This window comes from Vibrio sp. YT-19(2023), from assembly GCF_033337395.1.
Genome location: NZ_JAWOQN010000043.1, coordinates 16,606 through 37,364, shown reverse-complemented (window position 1 = coordinate 37,364; position 20,759 = coordinate 16,606). Strand labels below are relative to the sequence as shown.

Here is a 20,759-nt window from a genome sequence, read left to right as displayed (position 1 = left end):
CGGGTATCTAAGCCCAGTTAACTTTGAACAACAAAATGTCGCTTAATGGAGTGTCCAGTCTGGCTGGAGCAGATCACGCCCCAAGATAACGCGATATTTTTTAGCGTCAGGAGCTCTTTTTTCGGCTTTAAGTAATCGGGATATAAGTTGACGCGTCGAGTATTTGAAGTAGCCGCAGTGTCAGCCAAAACATGTCCTGATAGCTCATGTTCTGGTGGTAATAACGGTGAAACCTTAGTACTTAAACGGTAGTTCAGAGCCTGAACAAGCTCGCTCTCATCCTCTTCATCACAGCACACTTTCAATTGATGTAATTGCACGTGGCGTAACTGAGATGAAAGATAGTCAATCGAACGTTGCAGTTCTAACGACAGACTGTCCATCTGTAAATCGCTAGACGGCCCCCCCGTTAACGGTGGCGTCACACTGCGAATAGAGCGGTGGAACGCAATAGTATTTTCGACAAAAGCGCTTATACGGAAATGACCACGCACACTGCGTTGTAATAATAGGAAGTTTCCTAGTTCACCCGCAGTCTCTCCCCAAATATCGTCTTCAGGAAGAATGGCTTCTAATGGTAACTGGGATCGACTGGCCAGTAACACAATCTTATCCAATATTTTTCGCGATAAGACGTATGCTTGCACTTTGGTTGAATTCGGTAACTCGACCGCATCGGCAATAATGTCGATGGCGCGCTCAGAGATCAGTTCTTTCAACAAAAACGGTAATGCGGCTGGCCATTCTTGACGCGGCATGACCGGTTTGTCGATTTGGTACATCTGGTAATAGTTATGAGAAAGAACAACCGTTAATGAATCATACGCACTCGCTGCAACGCTCAATGCTTGCTCAACGGCTTTTTCCCAATTGGACTCAGAAATATCAAATTGGTATGGACGACTACTTTTGATTGAAGATGATAAATAAACGGCGTCTGGCTGAATAACCAAAAAGCAGGAGCGACCACCACTAGATGATCGCTTAAGCTTGTCGAATAGTGCTTTGAAATCCATGATTATTATCTTTATTTTTTCCGCCAGCGATTTCGTCTTCCCAATTTAACTTGGGATTCTGATTGAGAATTCGGCAACGCTTGGGGACGAGGAAGAAACTGCTGCTCCGCAGAAAAGTAACGCCCTTGCCCACCATAAACCCCGAGCTCAATTAATGTGTTGAGCTCGTTCTGATTCTCAATTCCCACTGCTATAATTTTAGTTTTACTGTTTGCCGCCGCACCTAGCATACTGCGGACAAATAGCTGGTTTTCATGTCGTTGGTCGATTTTTGCTACTAAACTGCGATGAAGTTTAAGGTAACGAATGTCCACTTCTTTTAAATAGTGAGTGCTGACGATGGTACGCCCAGCCTGCCCAACCATTAAGTGGCACCCTAAACCGGCCAGCATTTTAGCGACTGGTCGCATAAAGTCTAAGTGTCTTACAAATTGTGCTTCAACAAACTCAAAACTGAGACACTTTCTCTGCTCACGTGACAACTGTAAGAGTTCATCACGAAACCATTTAAAGTACTCTCGGTTAGAAAATGGCGTTACATTCAAATTGAGCGCATACGATCTTGAGTTATCAAAATTACCCTTAAACTCTCTTAAGAATTTATTAATAACCGACTTATCCATTTGCGCTTCATAACCAACCTGTCTGATCGCAGAAATGAACCGAGACGCTTTAACAATCCCATTCTCAGGATCGCGAATCCGACATGTTAACTCTTCATATAATGATTTTTTATGCGTCGCGTCACTTATTGGGTGCACAGATTGTGCGTAGAGTATCACACTTTCAGGTGTAAGTGCTGTGTCAAATAACGTTCTCCACCTCACACTTCCGCGAGCTTCTTCATCGTGGTTCCATTTTTTGAAGCGACTCCAATTATTGTTATTTTGTAGTTGCGCACTACGCAAAGCAGTCTCGGCTTCATCAATGATTTGGCTGTGTCGCTCACCTTCTTTATAAGTGGTGATGCCAATATGGCACCAGTTGTCTGGATCAAGTGGCTCTGGCGGCATTAACTTTTCTAACTGGCGAATGCATTGCGAGGCAAGGTTAGCCACATCTTTCGCACTTTGGTGCGGTAGAAAAAGCGCAAAATCAGCATCGTAATAACGGGAAAATACAACATCTGGGTATCGTTGAACTAAATTGGACAATAAACTCCCAACTTCAACAATAAACTCATCCATAATTTGCTTATCTTGCTCTTCTTCAACCAGTTTCCAGTCTTGAATACGCACTAGCAACACGGCGCCGCGAGCCCCACTTTCTAGTAACGCCGATTCCAACTTGCTATCAAATAACACTCGGTTAGCGGTACCGGTTAGCTTATCAAGGAAGGTTTGAGTTCGAATAAAGGTATCAAATCGGCTTCGCTCTTGACGCGCATCTTGTAACTCTTCGATTAATACATCGAGCGCTTCACTGGCGGTGTAAGGCCATTCTTTTTTGTCACCTTTAGCATACTGCTCCACCCTACCAGCTAGGATCATTCTGCCTCGCTCTTCGAGCATTTCGGAGCCTTCTAATTGCTCCTTAAGCCATGCCACGCCGCGCATTAAGCAGAAGATGATCAATACAACGGCAAGCGTGATCGACCAAAGCGCCTGCATTGAGTAGCTGTAACCTAAGTAAGGGGGAATTGCTTTAAAGTGAATCGTGTAATCTTGATTGTGAGTCAACTGGTACTCAGCCTCAAACAAGACTGACGCTTCCATTTGATGAGAAGTATCTTTGAAGCGATAAACAACGGCGTTGTTGGTCGACAACGTCATTTCGACAATATTGGAAGCCTGCAGCATCTTCGGCATCCAGCGCTGCATAGAATAAGCGGCGTCAGGATCTTCCATCTCCTTGTCGACCACCTCTACGATCCCTTCTAAATAATGGGTGAGATATTCCTGCCCAAGACGTTTAAAAGAGAGGGTGCCACCGACAAACAAGATAAACATGGCGCAGATAACGATCATGGTGACAAAGGCCACCAGCCGTGTGCTTAACTTAAGAGTTGGGGTATACCTCATGAATACCAAATTCCTTTTTTATTCATCATATACCTTATTGAAATATTTATACTTGATAAGAGTTCATCAAACAATCGGATTAGTCTGATAGTGAGAGGCTGGAGCATAAAGAAAATCACACTCATTGATAAGTTTTATTGTTACGCCTAACCTTGCCAAGATAAGCCTGTGAGATCATCAGATTGCGACAATAAAAAAGGCCGCGATATTCGCGGCCTTTAGTGTATTTTTCAACATTTTTTATTTTGTCTTTCGTTAAAAGGGTTATGGTTACCTTGAAGAAAAAGCCACCCTTTAAGGTATTGTTAAACAACAAATAAAAACCAAAAACCAAAAAAAACGTAAAGAATTTCGTAAAAAAAGTCACAAAAATCAATGAAACTTTACAAAAACACATTAAGCTTCTTGTATGTAATGGTACATTCTAGCCGTATAGTAGTACACATTTCACTAGCCATTCATTGTCACAGAAAAGTCTTCTGATTACTAAGTATGTACCGCTACTCTAGAAACTCCTCGATTTCATCTTCTCTAAACCATCCAGCATCAATACCTGTTTTTTTTACACCCCGTCAGCACACCTTTGGACAAAAGCAAGCTAGCTCCTTTGCTCTAGATTTTGAGGTTTGGATTAGGAAATATATGGCTAACTCTCTAATGAGCAAGAGCCAGCCAGTATTCCTCTAAATTCACCATTCAAACCGTTCTTCTGATTGCCTTGACTCTAACTCTTCGTCGGCTCTTTCTCGTTCTACTCTTTGTTCTAGCTTGCTAAGTATCATTTTCGTACTTTCTACAACATCAGGGTTTTCATGGGAAAGAAGCTCCTCAAATATTTCAGCTCTTTGTTCAATTACAGATGCACGTGAACCACTCCAAGACATGGGGATTGCTGCCCTTTCGAAAGCTTCAATCACTAACAACGGTTCAGGACTTTCGTTGACTAGCGCTTTTGCCAAGTCGGTTAGTTTAAGGTGTTCACCATTCTTTTCATATGGAGTGATCGATGATGCTAGAGTTTTAAATCTGTATATTGGTGATTCCTTGCACCAAGCTATAGCTTTATCAATAGGGAGCTTGGAGAATGGGCTTGTTTCTCTAGATAAATGACTCGTTGCGATTTGATCAGACACATTGTCATCCTTGAGAAATACATCTAAGGCTTGGGTCGGCTGTAGTTCGATTAAAGTTGATAGAAACTCCCCATAGTCAAAAGCATAAACTTTATAAGTAGCTATACCTTCAAACAATTTTTTGAACAGAGTGTTAGCATCTTCCCCAGCCTCATCTTCCAAAAAACATACTTTAGCTATCTGCGTCAAAGAATAATCTCGGCCACCATAGTCTCGTTGTTCTCGGCTATAATCATGCTTCAGTAAGAACTCCCTGCATTTTTTAATCAAATCCACACTAGGAGCATAAATGGCTTGTCTCTCCAATCCATGAAACCTCATGGTTAGTATTTCAATAACTGCGCTGTGCCCATTTGGTTGCAACCAGAGCAAATCCAAGATAGTAATTAAATCAAAGTCAGATATTGACTCATGCCGTCTACCAGATGCCATATTTCGGTACATCCAGCTCGGAGAAGTATTGTTTTTTAACGATGTTATGAGCCTACCTACAGCAACTTCATCTAGAGGACAATCAAACTGCACCAATGGGTATATCTGACTTAGTCTATCGCTGTTTAATAAGTAATCTAAAATCAATTGTGCTTTATCAGAGTCATTATCGTAAACGTATCTAACAAAACCTCCGACAAAGTTCGAGTTTACTTTTTCGATATCTAGCTTTTCTAGGCAGGTGGCGATATCCTCCCATACCTTTTCAATATCATCTATTCCGCTCGCAACTCCATAACCAAATCTAAATAGGTGGTTGTTAGTACTCATAGTTGTAAGAATCCGAGCTAACTTGTTTATAAGATAGTTATAATGTCCTTGAGCAACATGTGTGCCTAGTTCTTCTGCGAGTTCTTGAGCTTTTTCATAGCCCCATTTTACCGTTTCACCTTCTTCATTTAGCTCATCAAGACCGAAGTAATCATGGTTATCAGCAAATACATATAGCTCCATTTGACCATCTAGATCTTGAGCCGCAATAGTTGCCCTCAACATTTTAAGTCGGTTTTTGTGCTCTTTCGTCATTGATGCTGAATCAAACCGCAATGTTGTCCCTAAAGCCAACCAGCCTCGTGGCCATCCCCCTTTGCTACAGAAGCTTTTGGATATAGATTCGAGATCATCGTGTAGTTCAGCTATTTTCCATAGCCCCCTAATATGACTAGCAAAAACCTCTTTGATACGCTCATCAATAACATTACCTGACGAAGCAAGATTCCGAATAAGCAATAAGTATTCACGATACCAAGAAAGCACATCCTTTCGACTTTGAGGCTCGTAACCAAAGTCTCTTGATTTAGCACCAAAATCAAAACCATAACGTGATGAAAAATGGTAAGTCTTTAGCGAGCTATCGAGTAACTCATATCCCAGTTCTCTTTCGTTTTCATTCGTGCTATCTATGAGTTTACCAATGCAGTTAACTCGACGTTCCACTTTAGCGTGTGTACCTGATAGATAAAGCTGAAACAAACTACAAAGTAAGCTTCTAACTGAGTTGTTATTTTCTCCTTTTTTTTCAGATAATGCGAAACGACAGAGCAGATCAAAACATTGACCGAACAAGTCATCTTCATATGCTAGAGAACGAAGAAGCCTTGTAATTGATATGTAGTGAGGGTTCTCCCTACTTAAGAAATCTGAATCATATTTTGCTCTTTGCTCCAGATAGGTGAGCACTTCATTTGGAATAACTGGGGCAATATTGCCCAACAATGAGATCGATAAGTCGTCATTACCTTTTTTAAAAAGTAGATCTATTACTCCATCAGCCTCTAGCCAAAATGATGCTAGCTTAACAGCTTCTTCGCTATCATTAAGGTACCCAATACGACGTGAAAATGACTTAAGCAGTCTTGGTTGTGTGTTGCTGTTTATGAACTTAACAACATTTGAATGTGGTACGTTCTGCAACGCTAAACGGGCTAGTCTATTCGCAATAGGGTGAGGTAATATCGCCATCCAAATGCTACGTTCTTGCGCTAAGTTTCGTCGTTTCAGCTCTTTAGCAAACTTGTACATTTCATGAGGAGGAAGCATTACTATTCCACCGAGTAACTTTAACTCTTCACTAAAGTCATTTTCAGATTCCAACTGAAATGAATAAGCTAATGATAACCCCTCGGCTGCTTTTTCTAAGCCAATATCTGAATCATGGCGCTGATGAAACAGCCTTTTAAACAACTCTTCATCTTTTAATCTGGATATGTTTTCATCTTTCTCAACAGTACAGGCAAGTGCATTAGCCACTCTTGCATTACCGCCTGAAAAATCAGCGATTTTCTCAGTGGTTTGTTTACTTAAATGAGGGAATCTTGATGAAATCATTGCTTCGATAAGCTCACTAGAACTTGGCTCTAAAGTATAAACTTCAGTTTCCTCTGGCTGATCTTCTCTAACGTCGTATTCAACAGTTAGGATTCTAGCTTTGCTGTTATCTTTACATAAATTGGTAAGTTCACGATGCAAGTCAGGGGCACAGTTATCCACTACAATAACGGACTGAATATTGTCTCTAACAAGCCGTTCGACTAAAACTCGTGGAGTGGGTGAAGGAGATAGACTAATGTCCGAATAGAACACGCTCTCTTTATCAAGAGCATTTTCCCCGATTCTGTCATCAAATAGTGCTTGTACGAAGCGAGTTTTACCTACACCTGACAGCCCGACTAAACGAATAGACGCGCCAGCTTTGAGTAAGCGATTTCGAAGCAAATTCAATGCATCAACTGTAGCTAACCCTTCTGAGTCATTAGAGGAAGAATTGTGAAGGCGCACAGCTTGATCTAATATGTATTCTTCCTCAATGCCCTTTGGGCACTTAGCCCAATTACCATACTCCTCCCAGCCACTGTAATCTCTCCCAAAATTAGCTCGTAACCAACTAGCTTGTTTGGATAGTGTATCTTCAGCCACAAACTTCTTAATATGCTTATATATATCATCTTGTTTTGCAGATGGCTTACTTATATTAATATGATGAGCATCTATTGGAATTGCCCGTTCTTTTAAGCCTGGATCTGAGCTATCAGCCTTAACAATCCTTCCAAATATTAAATATGGCTTGGTTTCAACCAACACTAAATGCCGAATGTCTTTATCGTGACACCATCCTCGATACCAAGTATTCAGATCACGTAGAGTGGCATCGTTGCGCTCTAATGAGGCAGTTGCCGCAGAAGGTTGATGTAAGAATAGCTTGAGAAACAATTGCCCGAAAAGAGAATTACCTGTTTGCGCTAGATCTGCACCAGTATGAGGTGAGCCTAAAAACGCCACACCAGTAATTCTATTTATAAGTTCAATCGCACCCTTACGCCCATTCTGATCGCTTGCCAATCTAAGTAACTGTTTAATAATTAGTCCGCCTAAGCTATGACCTACTAGTATCAGCTCACCCTTACTTAGTTGCTGCTCAGCTAAGAGTGTCTCAAGTACGTTTTGCGCTCTATCAAGGAGACCCATTCCTGAATCTCGCACAGTTAGTTTAGGAGCCTCGTAACCAATCGACCATATACATACATCTTCTATGTCCTCATGTAACCACTTAGGCCAAAAAACTTTTTCTGAATCTCTCGATTGCCATGTAGTTTCAGCATTGCCACCTAATCCATGAATAAACACAACATGTTTTCTGGCTAAAGAATCGCCAGACATCAATCGTAAGTCAGCCATGCAAACCTCTATTGGTATAAATGTTATCGTTCGAATTTTATCCCAAACATTAATCACCTAATAGTTTTATTTCAACATGTTACATATAGACAAACTAAACATTAGTGATTGACACGCACAATCGTAGCCACTCAGCAGCTAAAACATTAGGCCACTCTCTCCAATTGATTGTTAGTAAACAGGTAGCCAAGTTCTTACCTATCACATTAGTTTTTGTATCGTGAAATACTCTGAATTGAATGTGACTGAAATGAATGCTCAACTCATTTCGGGGCAATTCTAAGCTAGCCACATCAGTTCAATCGGTGTTGGATTTGTGCTTAAGAGGCGTTAGCCAAACTGGAAACTTGCGTACTTTATTAATTGCAAGCCTCATCACTGATCACTTTCAAGAAGTACTCCTGCAAACCAAACCTAAACTGACGTGTAGAGTTTGCGGCATTTTTATAAAGTCGACCTTGAGCATCTAGTTCCATCACAGAACAGTTTTTCCAATGCTTAGCATTCTTGCTATAGTCAAGCTTCCCCAGTACTAGCCCTACATTCTCAAGTTCATCGGGTAACATACCATCCGCTACAAGTTGATGAATAACTAGGCCTAATGCTTGCCAAACCTGAGGAGATAGTTGATATCCTGAGCGATTATTGACGAACGATTCTTTCAAAGGCTTCAGCCATCCTCTCATGAATGCTGAGATGTTATTCATATAACCACATGCAAGTACCGATGTTAAACTCTCTCCCGATTCTAATGTTATGTCTTTAGGCATCTTGCTGTACTCTTGAGTGCCAGCTCCGGCTACCGCACCAACGAGCAACTTAAACAGAACATATTGGGTGGTAATAGTACTCTCAGACACCTTTACATGTTTAGCATCAAAGTTGACACCACCATAAGACTCGATATCTGTGTCTTTGATTAACTGAAAAATGAATGGACTTAATGGGAAGTCACTGTCACCAGACAAGCTATTACCTTCACTAACATGAGGCAGATTTAGAGCCGTGTCGAAGAGCGCACTTTTTTTAAATAAGTGAACGACATCTGCGGTATTCAACCCTTTCTCATCATCAAAAATAACTCGAACTTCAACTTCTTCCATTGCTAATCGCTGCCGAGCTAAGCTTTTTTGATTAATTTCTTTCGCACTTAACCTTGAGCTAAACAAGAAAGTCTTAATTCCCAACATCCTGCAAATAGCCACGAATGTCAGCACATTACCAACAATATGGGTACTGCTGGAATTGAAAGCCAAAGATGACAGGCTACGAGAAGTCCCATCCAAGACAGGCTTCCCCTCAATAGCAAACGTGATAGAAAGTGGTGCAAAAACTTCGCCTTTGACCACACGCTCCTCAAGCTCGGCTTGAATAGCTTTTACTTTATCTAAGTTTGTCGCATTGGTTGCTGCATCAATGATCCACTTCAATTCCGATCTAACATTCTCGGTGGAAAAATAGGCATCAATTGCAACCATCGGCATAGTTGTTATGAGGGTTTTACAAGTTTTGCCCTTAGTCGAAAGCAACATGCCAGATATTTTTTGTTCTATGGCTTTCAATTCTTTATGTCCAACATTGTGGTTATCTCAGTTTAATTTACAAATAAAATTTGATCCGACATGCATGTCGGATCAATAATATTCGGTGAGTACTACCTAATTAGTACTCTTGCGCACTATGTTGCCACAGACCGACCAAAGGATAAAAACATGACAGAATTACGTATCGGGGATACCGATGGAGTCTCAAATGCAGATCTAGAGAACTCGATTGTAAACAGCTTAGTGAGTCACTTTGACGAAAGCGAGCGGACAAGCTATCTAGCAAGTTCAACCAGTCTGCTAAAAAACTCGACCGAAACACTTTCCCCCACTCAGTTAGAAGAGATTTTCAAAGAGAACGCTAAGTACTACGCTGGGGTAAAGGCTGTACAAACGACTCTTAAACACATCACCATTTTCATTAGCCCTCAGTTGGCAAGAGATATGTTGAAGTTTTCGAGTCGAGGAACAGTAAACAAAAAAAATAAAAATAGGCGGCTTAGTAAACCCAAAGTAAAAAAGTATTCAGAAGCTATGAGAAGGGGCGAGTGGTGTCTAACTGGTGAGCCAATTATCATTTCTTATGAAGGTGAAATCCTGAACGGCCACCATAGACTAGAGGCAGCCTGTGAGGCTTGTGTGGGGTTTATAGCGCCTATTACTTATGGTGTTACTGACGATCTGAGCTTTGCCCATATCGATGTGGGAAATATACGTTCAAGATCGCAAGTATTGGAGATGGCAGGAGTTCAGGTTAGTGCTCCAGTCCTGTCTCGCGTAGCCATGCTATCCAAAGCGTTTGACATGACTAGAAATCCATTCGCCTTTCGTGGGACGCAAGGGACATCGTTTCAACCCGCAGAAATACTGGCATATGTGGAAGAGCATAATGAACTAGCACTTTCGGTTCATTTCATCTCAGAAGTATTTAAAAAACATAGACTTGAAAGCCAAGCATCTGAAACAATCTATGCGTTCGCACACTACCTAATCAAAAAACAACTATCTGTTTGCGAGTATAAAGAGTTACCTCTTTGTCCCGAAACATATCTAACTCGTGTAATCTCTTCATTAGGACTTAGCTCTGAGGAAGATATCGAATATCAGGTTAGGAATTACCTTCAGTCAATTGTCCACGAATCAACATCTTATTCCCTTCTTTGCAAACTATCTGCGATCTTTAAAGGATGGAACTCGCACCTCGGTCTTACGATTGCGGGCAACAAGATCGCCGTACGTCGAGTTGCTCGCTATAAAAAAGATGAAAGTGGGAACAAAATTCCTCTTACCGCTGCTGGTAATATTAACGAGCCATTTACAGTCCCATGCGTACCCAAAGGCCCTACCCCCAAACGAATTCAGAAACAAAGCAATGTCCAAATAAAACAATAAAGATGGTTAGGCAGGCATAGCGTAAGCCTGCCTTCTTAACCCTAGAGAGTAACGATGACGTTCGATAAGTAAGGGGAGTCTATGAGAGAGCTAGTCCAAGAACTGAGCCTGCTGGATAAAAACGCTTTATATTTGTTTACAGTCGACAATGTAAGTCTACAAAGGGATTTCGCCGAATTTGACCTAACTATCCAAGCTTCATCCCAACAGACTTTGAGCCGATGGAGCATTACATGTAAACGTTGCCTTAAAGCCCATATAGATCGAACAAACCTAGCCAGAGAGGTGACAATCAAATATGACATATTCATCGTTGGCAGTAGCTACTTTGCAGGGTCACACTTTGAGGCCACTAGGTTAACTACATGACTTCGGAAGACATACTGCACATAATACAAGATGAGATGGGTGAAAAGGTAATCGCATCAGTCACGCTAAGTGATGCCGGAAACCTTATAGTCCAGTACGGCGATAAGGTTGTGGTCTATAAAAACGCAACGTCGGCTAGGCCTGCCTCTGAACTGTTAAAAATAGTAGCGGAATTCATTGATTGAATCAGTCCCAATATATAGAAATGCAAATAAACCATAATTTGCTTTGTTTAAACCAGAGCTAACCTTTAACTAGAAAAATGAAAGTTTCGAGTTTGTAACTAATAGTTAGACAAAAGTGAGCTAGACATTACAGACTAGCTCTCCCGCATAAGATTAGTAAATGTATGTAGGAAGTATCAGGGCATAATTAATGGCCTGCCCTCCAGCTCCGCGCTGATTCCGCCTGCCGCCTTATGGCAGATACCAGTCTACGAGTTCCCTCACATTATCTGAGGAGCCAAGAACATCTGGCTTAAACAAGATATTTTCTTCAGAGATAGATTCAACGTACATTGATATTTCTTTAATCTCTTCTGGAGGAAATCCATACCGTAGCAACAATGTATGAACAGTATCGTTAGTGCCGTACTTTAATAGCTCTACCATCTTTAACGCCTTGGCATCTTTAGTATGATTATGATAAATACTAAAAGCTCCGATAAGCACGTCTGATAAAGAAAATGAGATTACCGTATCCAAATAATCGTAGGTATCAAATACGACAGCATCGTAACTCACATCCTTAGATTTTGTATTTTTAAACAGTGGATATTCATTAAATAACCCACTATCTGGTAGTTTATTCGCAGGCTGAGTGAAGTTGGCATCCAAGTTTTGGTTTTTGCCTCTATTTGAAATATAGCTATACCTTATTCCTACAATTTCCTTAAAGCTTCGTCCTTGAATCAAATGAAAGAATATTTCAATTGCAGTATCAAAGACGTTCTTCTCTCCAGAAAGCAAAGGTCTACCTAGCGAGATTTCATAAATAGCCCTTAGACAGTCTTTTGTAACTAGCCTATTTTCTCTATTGTCCTTGCCAAACAGCTTTGCTCCAAATCCATCTTCATACATAAAATATAAAACGGACTCCATTCGCTCTAGGGCTTCTTTTGTTGAGAGCCTATCCACTTTAGTTAAAGGAAGATTCATTTCCTCATCAAATGTACCTTCGATTATTGAAGAAACAAGCTCTCTTTCATCATCCAATCCTTCTATATCTTGTTCGAGAAGTGATTCTTCAGATAAAGTAAATGGTGTATTTAAACGCGATGAAAGTAATACAGGATTCTTTGTATATACATACCCAAAATCAAACACTGCCCCCTTAGAAAGTCGTCCACTACGTCCTATCAAATTTTTGAATGCTAGTGCTTTGTCTTCTTCATCACCACCCTGCATTCTCATATTGTCCAACCAAACAACATCGAATGGCATATTGATACCTTGGGCTAATGTACTAGTAGCAAAGCAAATCTTTGCATGCCCCTGCCTGATAAATTCTTCAATCAGAAACCTAACTTCAAGAGGTACAGAACCATGATGAATGACTACCCCTTTTCTTAGCAAACTAACAAGATTAGAATGATGGTCTTGCTCATTTGCCCCAATCAACAATTCAACCTCTTGAATTATAGATGTTGCAGATTCATCTTCAATTAAACCAAATCGGTCAACATACTTCTGAAAATCATCGATAAAGTCCCCTCGGTATAATGACGCTTTAGACACAAAAACCAGAACTGTATGAATGCCATTGAAAGCAATTTTCTCAAATTTTTCATTCAGTTGGATACTATTTCGTACATGGTGACCTTGCTCTTTATACGGTGAAAAATAGTAGTCTTTCTTGTTACTGTGACCAAATACAAATGCTTTACCAACAGTATTGTGAGGATATGACCGAGAATATGCCTGACTCTCGTCTAACGCGTGCTTCTTCATTTGGGCGTCAGGGTTATCTACAAAAGGATGTGCAAATACTAGTTTTGCTTCTGGGTAGGCAGCCTTAACTCGCCTAACTAAAACATCAAAAATAACCCCTCTTTCAGCTTCTTCTGATACTTGAGCCTCATCAAAAAAGAATAACGAGATATTCAATTTGTCTTTATGTGAAAAAATTTCTCTAGCGCGCTCAGGGGTAAGAACAAAAATTCGTCTCAACTTTCTGCTTGTAAACACACAATCAACAAAGGAAGAGATCATGACCTGCTTATTGTCCTTAAAACGCTCCCTCAAGGTCGCCATATACTCAGCAATAAGTGCTCGAGATGGAACAACTATTACGCTATCTTCCTCTTGCTCAAAAATATAATCCCTTAGAGAAAAAGATTTACCTGCACTGGTTGGTGCTGATATTGAGGTGTATCGATTTTCTTCTACCGCTAATCGCACACTCGCTTGGACTGGGGTAAGCCATTCACCAAATCTTTTTTTGTTTTCTCTTCCAAATCCTGCCAATAAAAAAGAATATAAGTCCGTTGGGTTCTCATCTTTATAAAACAATCCAAGAACTGACAGCACCTTAGATTCAAAACTTTTAAAAACTTCAGAATGAAAAAGTTTGTAATAGGTTAACGCCTGTATGACTTCACGATCCACTGGGCCATCTTTATGTAGTGTTTCTATTAATTCGCCAACACTAACTTGCGGGCGAGCATCTGCCTTAATGCTTCTAATATCTAACATACAACAACCCCAATAACGTAAGCACATTGAACTTTTTCAAACAGTCCAGACTCCTGAATACTTTCTATTGCATTATCCATTATTGAATCGTGATCTTTTGAATTTATAGAAAATGCAGCTATGGCACCAAACTTGTCATCGTCCAAATTCTCTATAGATTTAGGGGACACCAAATTGACTAAATGTGCCCGATCCCTAAAATGCTTTTCTTCATTAATGAAGCCTGCTGCTTGTGGTATTGCTTTACCATGAGGGTTTACACTCCCAGAAAATTTTGCCTCACCAAAGTTTATTAGCTGTTCTGTACACTCGGTGTGGAAATCAAAACCTTCATTTTGTTTGAGCTGAGGTTTCCATATCTCGGCGATAGGTAGTGCTATATGATCAAAGAGAATTGATAATGAACGAGCTGAACTGATAGATACCATAACTTCGCCAAACTCAGCACCTAATTGATGGTCATCAGAAAACTTCTTAAAGATCTCCACTAAAGCATTAGCGGTCTCTCTAGCTGTATACTCATAAGTCCTTCTGGTACCTTTATCTAGATCGAGCATCCACGAAGAATCAAGCACTGCTGAAGTTAGTTTTTCAGAGATCTTGTCTAAATCGGAAACAGCCACAATACATGCTTTGACGTTGCTGCTGTCGTGGTAACGAGAATGGGTACATCCCCATTCTTTATCAATTTTGTCTAAATGCATCACCTAACCAATCTATATGAAAAGTTGCTTCAAAATTGAAACTACAACCGTTCAAGGGTATCTGTTATGTGTATAGTAGCATTAGTTATTTTTTATAAACCCAATATATTAATGATTTAAATCACGATTTATATCATTAAATGCGCTCATCAATATCACACCTAGGAGCCTCAGCCATTGGGAAACATCATAAGCAATTACTAAATAGCTCTGAAAGCAAAAAAATGGCAAGAGTCAGGTTTGGCCTTTTGCCCTCCATTCGCTCTGATACTGATTGCAACTCATTTAGAGGCAGAACCGATTTAGGATAGCCTGTCAGATCTAGTCACATCGAGGTGACGAAGCTGACAAATTTCATTCAGATTAATTCACTACACGCTTAGAACTTCTGTTCTATTTAGTTTTGCACCACGGCTGATTGCTGCCACACCCGTGGCAGCCTGTATTTCTTTTTTAGCTAAACGTTCATCTGCTTGCGAGCCATGAAGTTCCGTAGCTACTTTGCTCATTGAGCACTCATTTTTTTTGTTTAGTTTCCAACGGTTCGTTTAGTTGCTCAATCGTAATTCCATGCTGGGTGGCGTTGTACAACCAAGTATGGAATTGCTCAAGTAGTCGGCTGTTCTCGGCTTCAAGTCGCGCAATGGTTCGCTCCCGCTTTTCTAGTTGATCAGCCGCTGCCTTCAAACTGGATGGCAGGTGTCTATTGCGTGCAGCAACAGCCTTAGGGGAATTACCCGAGACAAGCGCCTTAACCTCAGTAAATGCTCGCTTGATACGTGCCTGCTTTTGCAGTGTTTGCCTCGTAGTAGAAAGCTTGTAATCGTGTGCTACAGCCTCTACCAACCTATCCCATGTGAGCTTAGAGTCTATAGGCCAATCATCCAGAAGCTCACAAACATTGTTAATATCCGTGTCTGTTAAGTGTTTAGCCACAATAATCAATCCTCAAAAAAGTCTATTGCATCCATTTCATCTAAAGCATCAAGTAGTTCGTCTTCAAATGATTCTGGATTGCTCTCAATACCAATCATTTCATCAACCGTGACGGTAACCTTCTGGTTCTCTTTGATGCGCTGAAAGTTTTCAATCTTAGGTAAACGCTTTTTACCATTCGCATCCATCGCACGATCCAACTGGGTTACATCCTCTACGTTAAGCAGCTTGATTAGAGAACCATCCTCGATATTTGGGTCTTCCATCATGGCAAGCAGTTGCTCACAGCGCTCTGTGGTCAGTTTCCTGCGCTCATAGAACTGCCTAGCCCCTTGAACACCATCATCAACCGCTTTTTTGTCCATTTTGAGAAGTCTTTTCTCCTCTTTTAGACGCTTACGAATGCGCTCACATTTGCCGTCATCGCCTTTTTCACAAACTTGCTGGTCGCAGTTAATACAGTCGCGATATTTAGTGCAAACCTCTTCCATGTAGGACGTCACACACATGCCAAATTCGTTTGTATGTGCGGTTAAAGCCGTCTTGGTGTTCAGCTCTTGCACTGTTCTTGGTGTCGCCACCTGCACCTGAATTTGTATAGTTCCCGTTGTTGTATTCTCCACCAAACCCCGTGAGACAAGGTCTGCCTCTCGGTCTTCAATAAAGTCCGCACCATACTCCTCAGGAGTTGTGTGGTCGTAATAACGATTGTGCCTAGGATCGCTTCGCATCGCCCAATTAGCACGTTGCTCTCCATCCATACCATTGACTGCGGCCATGGTGTCTAACATATGACGAATCTGATGCGAAGTTATGATCAAATCACCATGCCCCCAACGCTGAAAAACCGAACGCACACCTGTCGCTAGCTCTCCTGTGGTTCTGTTCTTTTTTTTCGTTGGAGCAAGGTCTTCATTCAACGTATTAATGGTTGGAATGTACAACTCGGTAGAAATGGTTGATTTTGCAGTGTCCAAGCAATTAGCAAATCCAGCATACAAAGCCTCTGACCATTTAACCTTTACATGCCCATTCCCCCGATTAAACGGTATATAAGGAAAGTCCTTTGGAAGACCTTTTCGAAGGATTACATTTAAATCTCGGAGCGTAACTTGGTAATCTTCACGTAAGATCCCCTTACGCTTTAGGAAGCTGTTTCTAGATGTTTGCCATTGTTTGCGATTTTTTGTATCAGAAAGGTCACCATACCCTGACACGTCCAACCCAAGTGCCATTGCAGCTTCATCCATAGTTAGGAGTTGGTCTTCAGGGACGTCAGGACAAAGCTCGTGCCGTGGAAAGCACGAACTTTCTTCTAGCATCTTTGCAAACTTTCGTGCAGGCTCTGATTTTGCTCTCAAACGCTCTACAGCAGCTTCTACAACACCGTACATACACGTAGGAATCCACTTGTGTGCGTGCCCAAAGTCCTTACCCGAATACCATTTTATGCCTTTAATTTGGATGGTTGCGGTAAGGTCTAGCTCTTCATCGTCAGCATCCAGAGAGTCTTCTCTGACATTACCAGAGTCGTCAAATACAACACCTTCAGTATCCTCAAAAACAATTTCGTTCTCTTTTTGGTATTTAAGGATTTCCTTCACATCATCTTTAGTAAAACCATCCATTTTTAGTACTTCCCAAACTTTCAACTCATCGGTATGAATAGGGTCGGAAAGCAAGTACAAAGGCTCTGAACCACGGTTTGGGGCAGCCAGCAACAAGGTCATCGTAGATGTCGTAAAAATATCCCGTGGACTTAAGTCTTCTGTTTTTTGAGCATTGACGGAGGCGAGAGCCATCAACGCATTTTCGTCAGGCATTTTGTCTTGCCTTCTCTTGTCAGCATCATCCCCTGTCGCATTTTCAGCAGGCTTTTTGAGTCCACTCTTCCACTTAAATGGCTTCACTAATTTGTACTCAATCAAGAAGTTGAGAAGTTTATTTAAACCACGCCCAGCCTGATAAGCAGCACCTGCACTTAACGATTCCTTAGCTGAGCGCTGAGCTGCATCAAAGTCCTTCCCCGTAAGCTTGGTGGTTTCAAAATCTTCGCCCTTGTGTAATCGCTGCCAAGCAGCATTGATTGCGCGTAAGGCTTGGAATTTAACGTTGATTCCTGATGTGGTTCCGCCGCCATAGGTAACGTAAGCTTTTGCAAAGGGAATTAAAGATTCATCCAGTAACTCGTCTGGATTTTTTTGTCGGCTATTGGCACCAAAAATAGTGAAGTTACCTACTTTAGCCCAGTAGTTTTCATCGTAGACATACTCATCGTTTAATGGCGCTATCTGACGTCCTAATTCGATGAAATCGGCTTGGTTTTTCGTATGCTCAAGCTCATGCTTAGGCTTAAAAATCAATACATCAGCCATTGTTATACTCCCTACATAGCTGGATTACTTGGCATACCGCTAGAATGGCATTGTCATTGATTGCAACGATTTGCATGTCACCATTGGCATCTACTTTTAATCGATCTCGCTCTTCAACCAACCATTCGAGGATCAGGTGATGTGGAGCATGTGCCCATGGACGGAATTTAGGGCATAAATAGCAAGCGATAGGGGCATAATCTTGGCAAAAACTGCTTGAGCCACAAGAGCCGACCTCACAGTCTTTTTCTCGACAAGGAATGCGTGCCGCTCCTGAATTTTCTGTGTTGGCTTCAGCCTCGTCTTCAACCAGTTTGCCTGCGAAAGCAGAGGCATACCGAGCCAGAGGTTGGTTCATGATTTTTGAAATATGCACTGCATGCTCAGGGGCGTTAGCAACATACACTTTTACATTTTGCGTATCAGACTGGTCAAGCAGGTTGGCAATAGTAAGTATACCAGCCCCCTCCCTAGCCGCTCTGGAACCCAAGGTATAGCGAAAACGATAGCTTGTTGATTTTAAAGGCTCTCCAGTTCGCTCACTGATGACATTCAGCTTTTTGACCGCACTGTTTAGCTTACTCGTTAGGTTGCTTGTTTTAATATGCGGCAATTCGGATTTGAGATAGTCCATTAATGAATCTGGAGGTATTGATTGAATTTCTACAGTGGTGCCAACATCGATAAACAAAGGTAGTTCACCTTTTTCTTCAAGCGTCATTTTCCGCCCTAACGCTGCTTCCACCTTAGCTGTTTGCTCTTTGATATGTAGCTCAACAACCTGTGCAACCGAATTCACTAAAGCATAAGGCTTTAGGATACTACGGAACTTTCCTCCACGTACTTTCGCCCTAGGAATCAGCACCACATACGTTGGAGATCCGGTATAATTGGTCGAATAAGAAAAATCTTTACACTTGATAGATGCAATCTGAACAGGACGACGACCGGACGCCTTAAACATCGAGAGACAAGCATACTCATCTGTTCTAAGTGCTCCTTCAGCATATCGATGAGCAGCATGTAAACCAATTGCTTGAAACTCTAAATCACTGAATGGCCCTGTTTCAGGGTCAAGAGTAAGTACAGCTACCCCTTTATCATTGCCACCTAAACTCCATTGATCAGTCAGCTTAAACACTGCATCATCAATATGTTTATCCAGCCCCAAATAGCGCATTTGTCGCAGCATTCCCCGAACAACCGATACCTTGTACCACTCCTTCTTAGGTAATGCATTTTTAAAGGATGCAACCCCCTGTTCAGTTAAGTCATTTTGACCTGTTATCGTTTGGTAAAGCTTAAGCTGCACGGATATATTTTGGGTGTGTTTAGCAGATGAAGTTTCAGCATAAAACACCAGTACTTCTCGAATATCCTCTTGTAACGGCTGTACAAATGAATCTAAGAAATCCACCAATACCGTGACATCCCGATTTAGAGTCCATCGGTCTGAAAGGTAATTAAACTCAAAGCCATTGTATGACATACATGTTGTGACCTTGCTTTCGTTAGCAAAGTCAAAATTCACATGATGGTGATTCATTTTTTATTATTCCCCTGTCCAAACATCTTCATCACGTTGTTGGACGATTGAATTTATGGTGGTTGACTCTTCTTCTTGAAGGTCTAACGCCATGTCCATTGCACGTTTATCATCATGTCGTTTTGAGTAACGTTTTGCGCTACTGGAATCTTCACTCCAGCCCATCAATTTTCGCCTATCGGCTTCCGACTTGGCTTCCGTTGTTTTTCCTTCGGCAATGCGTTTATCTGCAAACTCACTGAATTCATCGTTCCACGTATGACGTATCCTATGGGGGTGTACCCTAAAGCCAACCACCTCAGAAATCTCACGAAACATTTTATTTACCTGAGCCATTGATAAGGCGGTGTTGGTTTGCACCTTATGGTTATGAGTAACGAACAGGTACTCGATATACTCAGATCCAGCAGCATTAGGACGGTGATGGATAAGGTAGTTTTCATACATATCGGCCAAACGTTTATCCATTGGGACGAATCGCCCCATGGTCTTACCTTCTGGTCTGTGCTTGCGTTTGTCGCTGTAGTCAGTTTGTGAGCGAAGCATAACGAAGTAACGACCGTCTTTGTCACGCTTTCTGATATCAGATTGATTGCTGTCTGTTTTTACTCTGATTTTAAGCAGTTCTCCACGGCGACAGCCAATAGAAAAAAACATGTTTACGATAAGTTGATTGCGATATCGAACAGATTCTGATTTCCAAGGATTCTCTGAGGAGTCAGGGTGAACCACATCAAGGACTCGAATTTTTTCAATTGGCTCTAGAGAGCGCCAGTTTCCCCAATCAAGAGCTTCATCACTGGTGCCAAACTTGTCACCCCTCATTTTCTTGAGTTCGATCTCAGCCGTGGAATCTTTAGAGGGAAACAATTCTTCTTCGAGCCAGCCAATAAATTGCGCAAACACAGTTAGTCGGTTGTATGTTGTGTGGGGGGAAATGTCCCCCTCAGGATTGACGACAAAATTGGCTCTTGCCGTTTCAAGTTTATTTTCCTTGATGCTCACGACATTAGAGGATTTATGTCTCGCAACCATTTCACGGAATGACGCAACTTTAAGCTTTGAGTGTTTCTTAATGTTCTCAAACTCTTTCTTTGTCAGAAAATCACCCGTTTTACATCGTTCAATCAAATCAATATTTTCAAACCGACAGATTTCCTCAAGAAAGCTAAGGTGATCAAAAACACGAGAACAGGTGTTACTTGCTTTTGATTGATTTCGGTAATGCAGGGTGACAAAGAGGTTATGGTAAGGCAATGGCATACCATCCTCACCTAAAAGAATTGAGTAGCTTTCTCCACTCGCCATTTGAAATGCTTTTGTCTTCATTCTGTCCTTAAACTCAATAAAACTTAACAAATTTT

Annotated in this window: 11 protein-coding genes and 1 pseudogene; 1 reads left to right on the top strand and 11 read right to left on the bottom strand. The window is 41.3% G+C overall.

The window, feature by feature from the left end:
- Nucleotides 1–74: 74 nt before the first annotated feature.
- The 4 genes and pseudogenes from R7E78_RS21775 to R7E78_RS21760 form a co-directional block, all read right to left on the bottom strand.
- Nucleotides 75–1,016: pseudogene (locus R7E78_RS21775) on the bottom strand (MSHA biogenesis protein MshI); the annotation flags it as partial.
- Between the two features lie 11 nt (nucleotides 1,017–1,027).
- Nucleotides 1,028–3,037, bottom strand: coding sequence for an RNase E specificity factor CsrD (gene csrD / locus R7E78_RS21770; RefSeq protein ID WP_262640744.1), 2,010 nt, complete (start codon nucleotides 3,035–3,037; stop codon nucleotides 1,028–1,030).
- Between the two features lie 689 nt (nucleotides 3,038–3,726).
- Nucleotides 3,727–7,836 carry a hypothetical protein gene (locus R7E78_RS21765; RefSeq protein ID WP_318058237.1) on the bottom strand — a complete coding sequence of 1,370 codons (4,110 nt, stop codon included), beginning with the start codon at nucleotides 7,834–7,836 and terminating at the stop codon, nucleotides 3,727–3,729.
- 359 nt (nucleotides 7,837–8,195) lie between these two features.
- Nucleotides 8,196–9,368, bottom strand: coding sequence for a hypothetical protein (locus tag R7E78_RS21760; protein ID WP_411913762.1), 1,173 nt, complete (start codon nucleotides 9,366–9,368; stop codon nucleotides 8,196–8,198).
- Nucleotides 9,369–9,548: 180 nt separating this feature from the next.
- Here R7E78_RS21760 and R7E78_RS21755 point away from each other — a divergent pair, with 180 nt between their 5' ends.
- On the top strand, nucleotides 9,549–10,772 hold the full coding sequence (locus R7E78_RS21755; RefSeq protein WP_318058235.1) for a chromosome partitioning protein ParB: 1,224 nt from the start codon (nucleotides 9,549–9,551) through the stop codon (nucleotides 10,770–10,772).
- 785 nt (nucleotides 10,773–11,557) lie between these two features.
- Here the strand turns inward: R7E78_RS21755 and R7E78_RS21750 are convergent.
- The 7 genes from R7E78_RS21750 to R7E78_RS21720 form a co-directional block, all read right to left on the bottom strand.
- Nucleotides 11,558–13,834 (bottom strand): DEAD/DEAH box helicase, encoded by a 2,277-nt coding sequence (locus tag R7E78_RS21750; RefSeq protein ID WP_318058234.1) that lies wholly within the window; start codon nucleotides 13,832–13,834, stop codon nucleotides 11,558–11,560.
- Nucleotides 13,828–14,538, bottom strand: a complete 711-nt coding sequence (locus tag R7E78_RS21745) for a hypothetical protein (protein ID WP_069498177.1) — start codon at nucleotides 14,536–14,538, stop codon at nucleotides 13,828–13,830. Before R7E78_RS21745 ends, R7E78_RS21750 begins: the two co-directional genes overlap by 7 nt.
- 371 nt (nucleotides 14,539–14,909) lie before the next feature.
- Entirely contained in the window at nucleotides 14,910–15,047 is a 138-nt protein-coding gene (locus R7E78_RS21740) for a hypothetical protein (protein ID WP_318058233.1), read from the bottom strand.
- 7 nt (nucleotides 15,048–15,054) lie between these two features.
- Nucleotides 15,055–15,474: a hypothetical protein gene (locus tag R7E78_RS21735; protein WP_318058232.1), complete on the bottom strand. Its 420-nt coding sequence runs from the start codon at nucleotides 15,472–15,474 to the stop codon at nucleotides 15,055–15,057.
- A gap of 5 nt (nucleotides 15,475–15,479) precedes the next feature.
- The gene (locus tag R7E78_RS21730) at nucleotides 15,480–17,849 is read right to left on the bottom strand and encodes an integrase (RefSeq protein ID WP_318058231.1); all 2,370 of its coding nucleotides are present in this window, start codon (nucleotides 17,847–17,849) and stop codon (nucleotides 15,480–15,482) included.
- On the bottom strand, nucleotides 17,842–19,395 hold the full coding sequence (locus R7E78_RS21725) for a site-specific integrase (protein WP_318058230.1): 1,554 nt from the start codon (nucleotides 19,393–19,395) through the stop codon (nucleotides 17,842–17,844). Before R7E78_RS21725 ends, R7E78_RS21730 begins: the two co-directional genes overlap by 8 nt.
- Before the next feature lie 6 nt (nucleotides 19,396–19,401).
- Nucleotides 19,402–20,724, bottom strand: a complete 1,323-nt coding sequence (locus tag R7E78_RS21720) for a site-specific integrase (RefSeq protein WP_318058229.1) — start codon at nucleotides 20,722–20,724, stop codon at nucleotides 19,402–19,404.
- Nucleotides 20,725–20,759: the final 35 nt, after the last annotated feature.

Excerpts from the sequence above, each read along its gene's own strand:
- R7E78_RS21765 (WP_318058237.1), bottom strand. The coding sequence starts at position 7,836 with ATGGCTGACTTACGATTGATGTCTGGCGATTCTTTAGCCAGAAAACAT.
- R7E78_RS21755 (WP_318058235.1), top strand. The coding sequence starts at position 9,549 with ATGACAGAATTACGTATCGGGGATACCGATGGAGTCTCAAATGCAGAT.
- R7E78_RS21725 (WP_318058230.1), bottom strand. The coding sequence starts at position 19,395 with ATGAATCACCATCATGTGAATTTTGACTTTGCTAACGAAAGCAAGGTC.
- R7E78_RS21745 (WP_069498177.1), bottom strand. The coding sequence starts at position 14,538 with ATGCATTTAGACAAAATTGATAAAGAATGGGGATGTACCCATTCTCGT.
- R7E78_RS21730 (WP_318058231.1), bottom strand. The coding sequence starts at position 17,849 with ATGGCTGATGTATTGATTTTTAAGCCTAAGCATGAGCTTGAGCATACG.
- R7E78_RS21750 (WP_318058234.1), bottom strand. The coding sequence starts at position 13,834 with ATGTTAGATATTAGAAGCATTAAGGCAGATGCTCGCCCGCAAGTTAGT.
- R7E78_RS21720 (WP_318058229.1), bottom strand. The coding sequence starts at position 20,724 with ATGAAGACAAAAGCATTTCAAATGGCGAGTGGAGAAAGCTACTCAATT.
- R7E78_RS21740 (WP_318058233.1), bottom strand. The coding sequence starts at position 15,047 with ATGAGCAAAGTAGCTACGGAACTTCATGGCTCGCAAGCAGATGAACGT.
- csrD (WP_262640744.1), bottom strand. The coding sequence starts at position 3,037 with ATGAGGTATACCCCAACTCTTAAGTTAAGCACACGGCTGGTGGCCTTT.
- R7E78_RS21760 (WP_411913762.1), bottom strand. The coding sequence starts at position 9,368 with ATGTTGCTTTCGACTAAGGGCAAAACTTGTAAAACCCTCATAACAACT.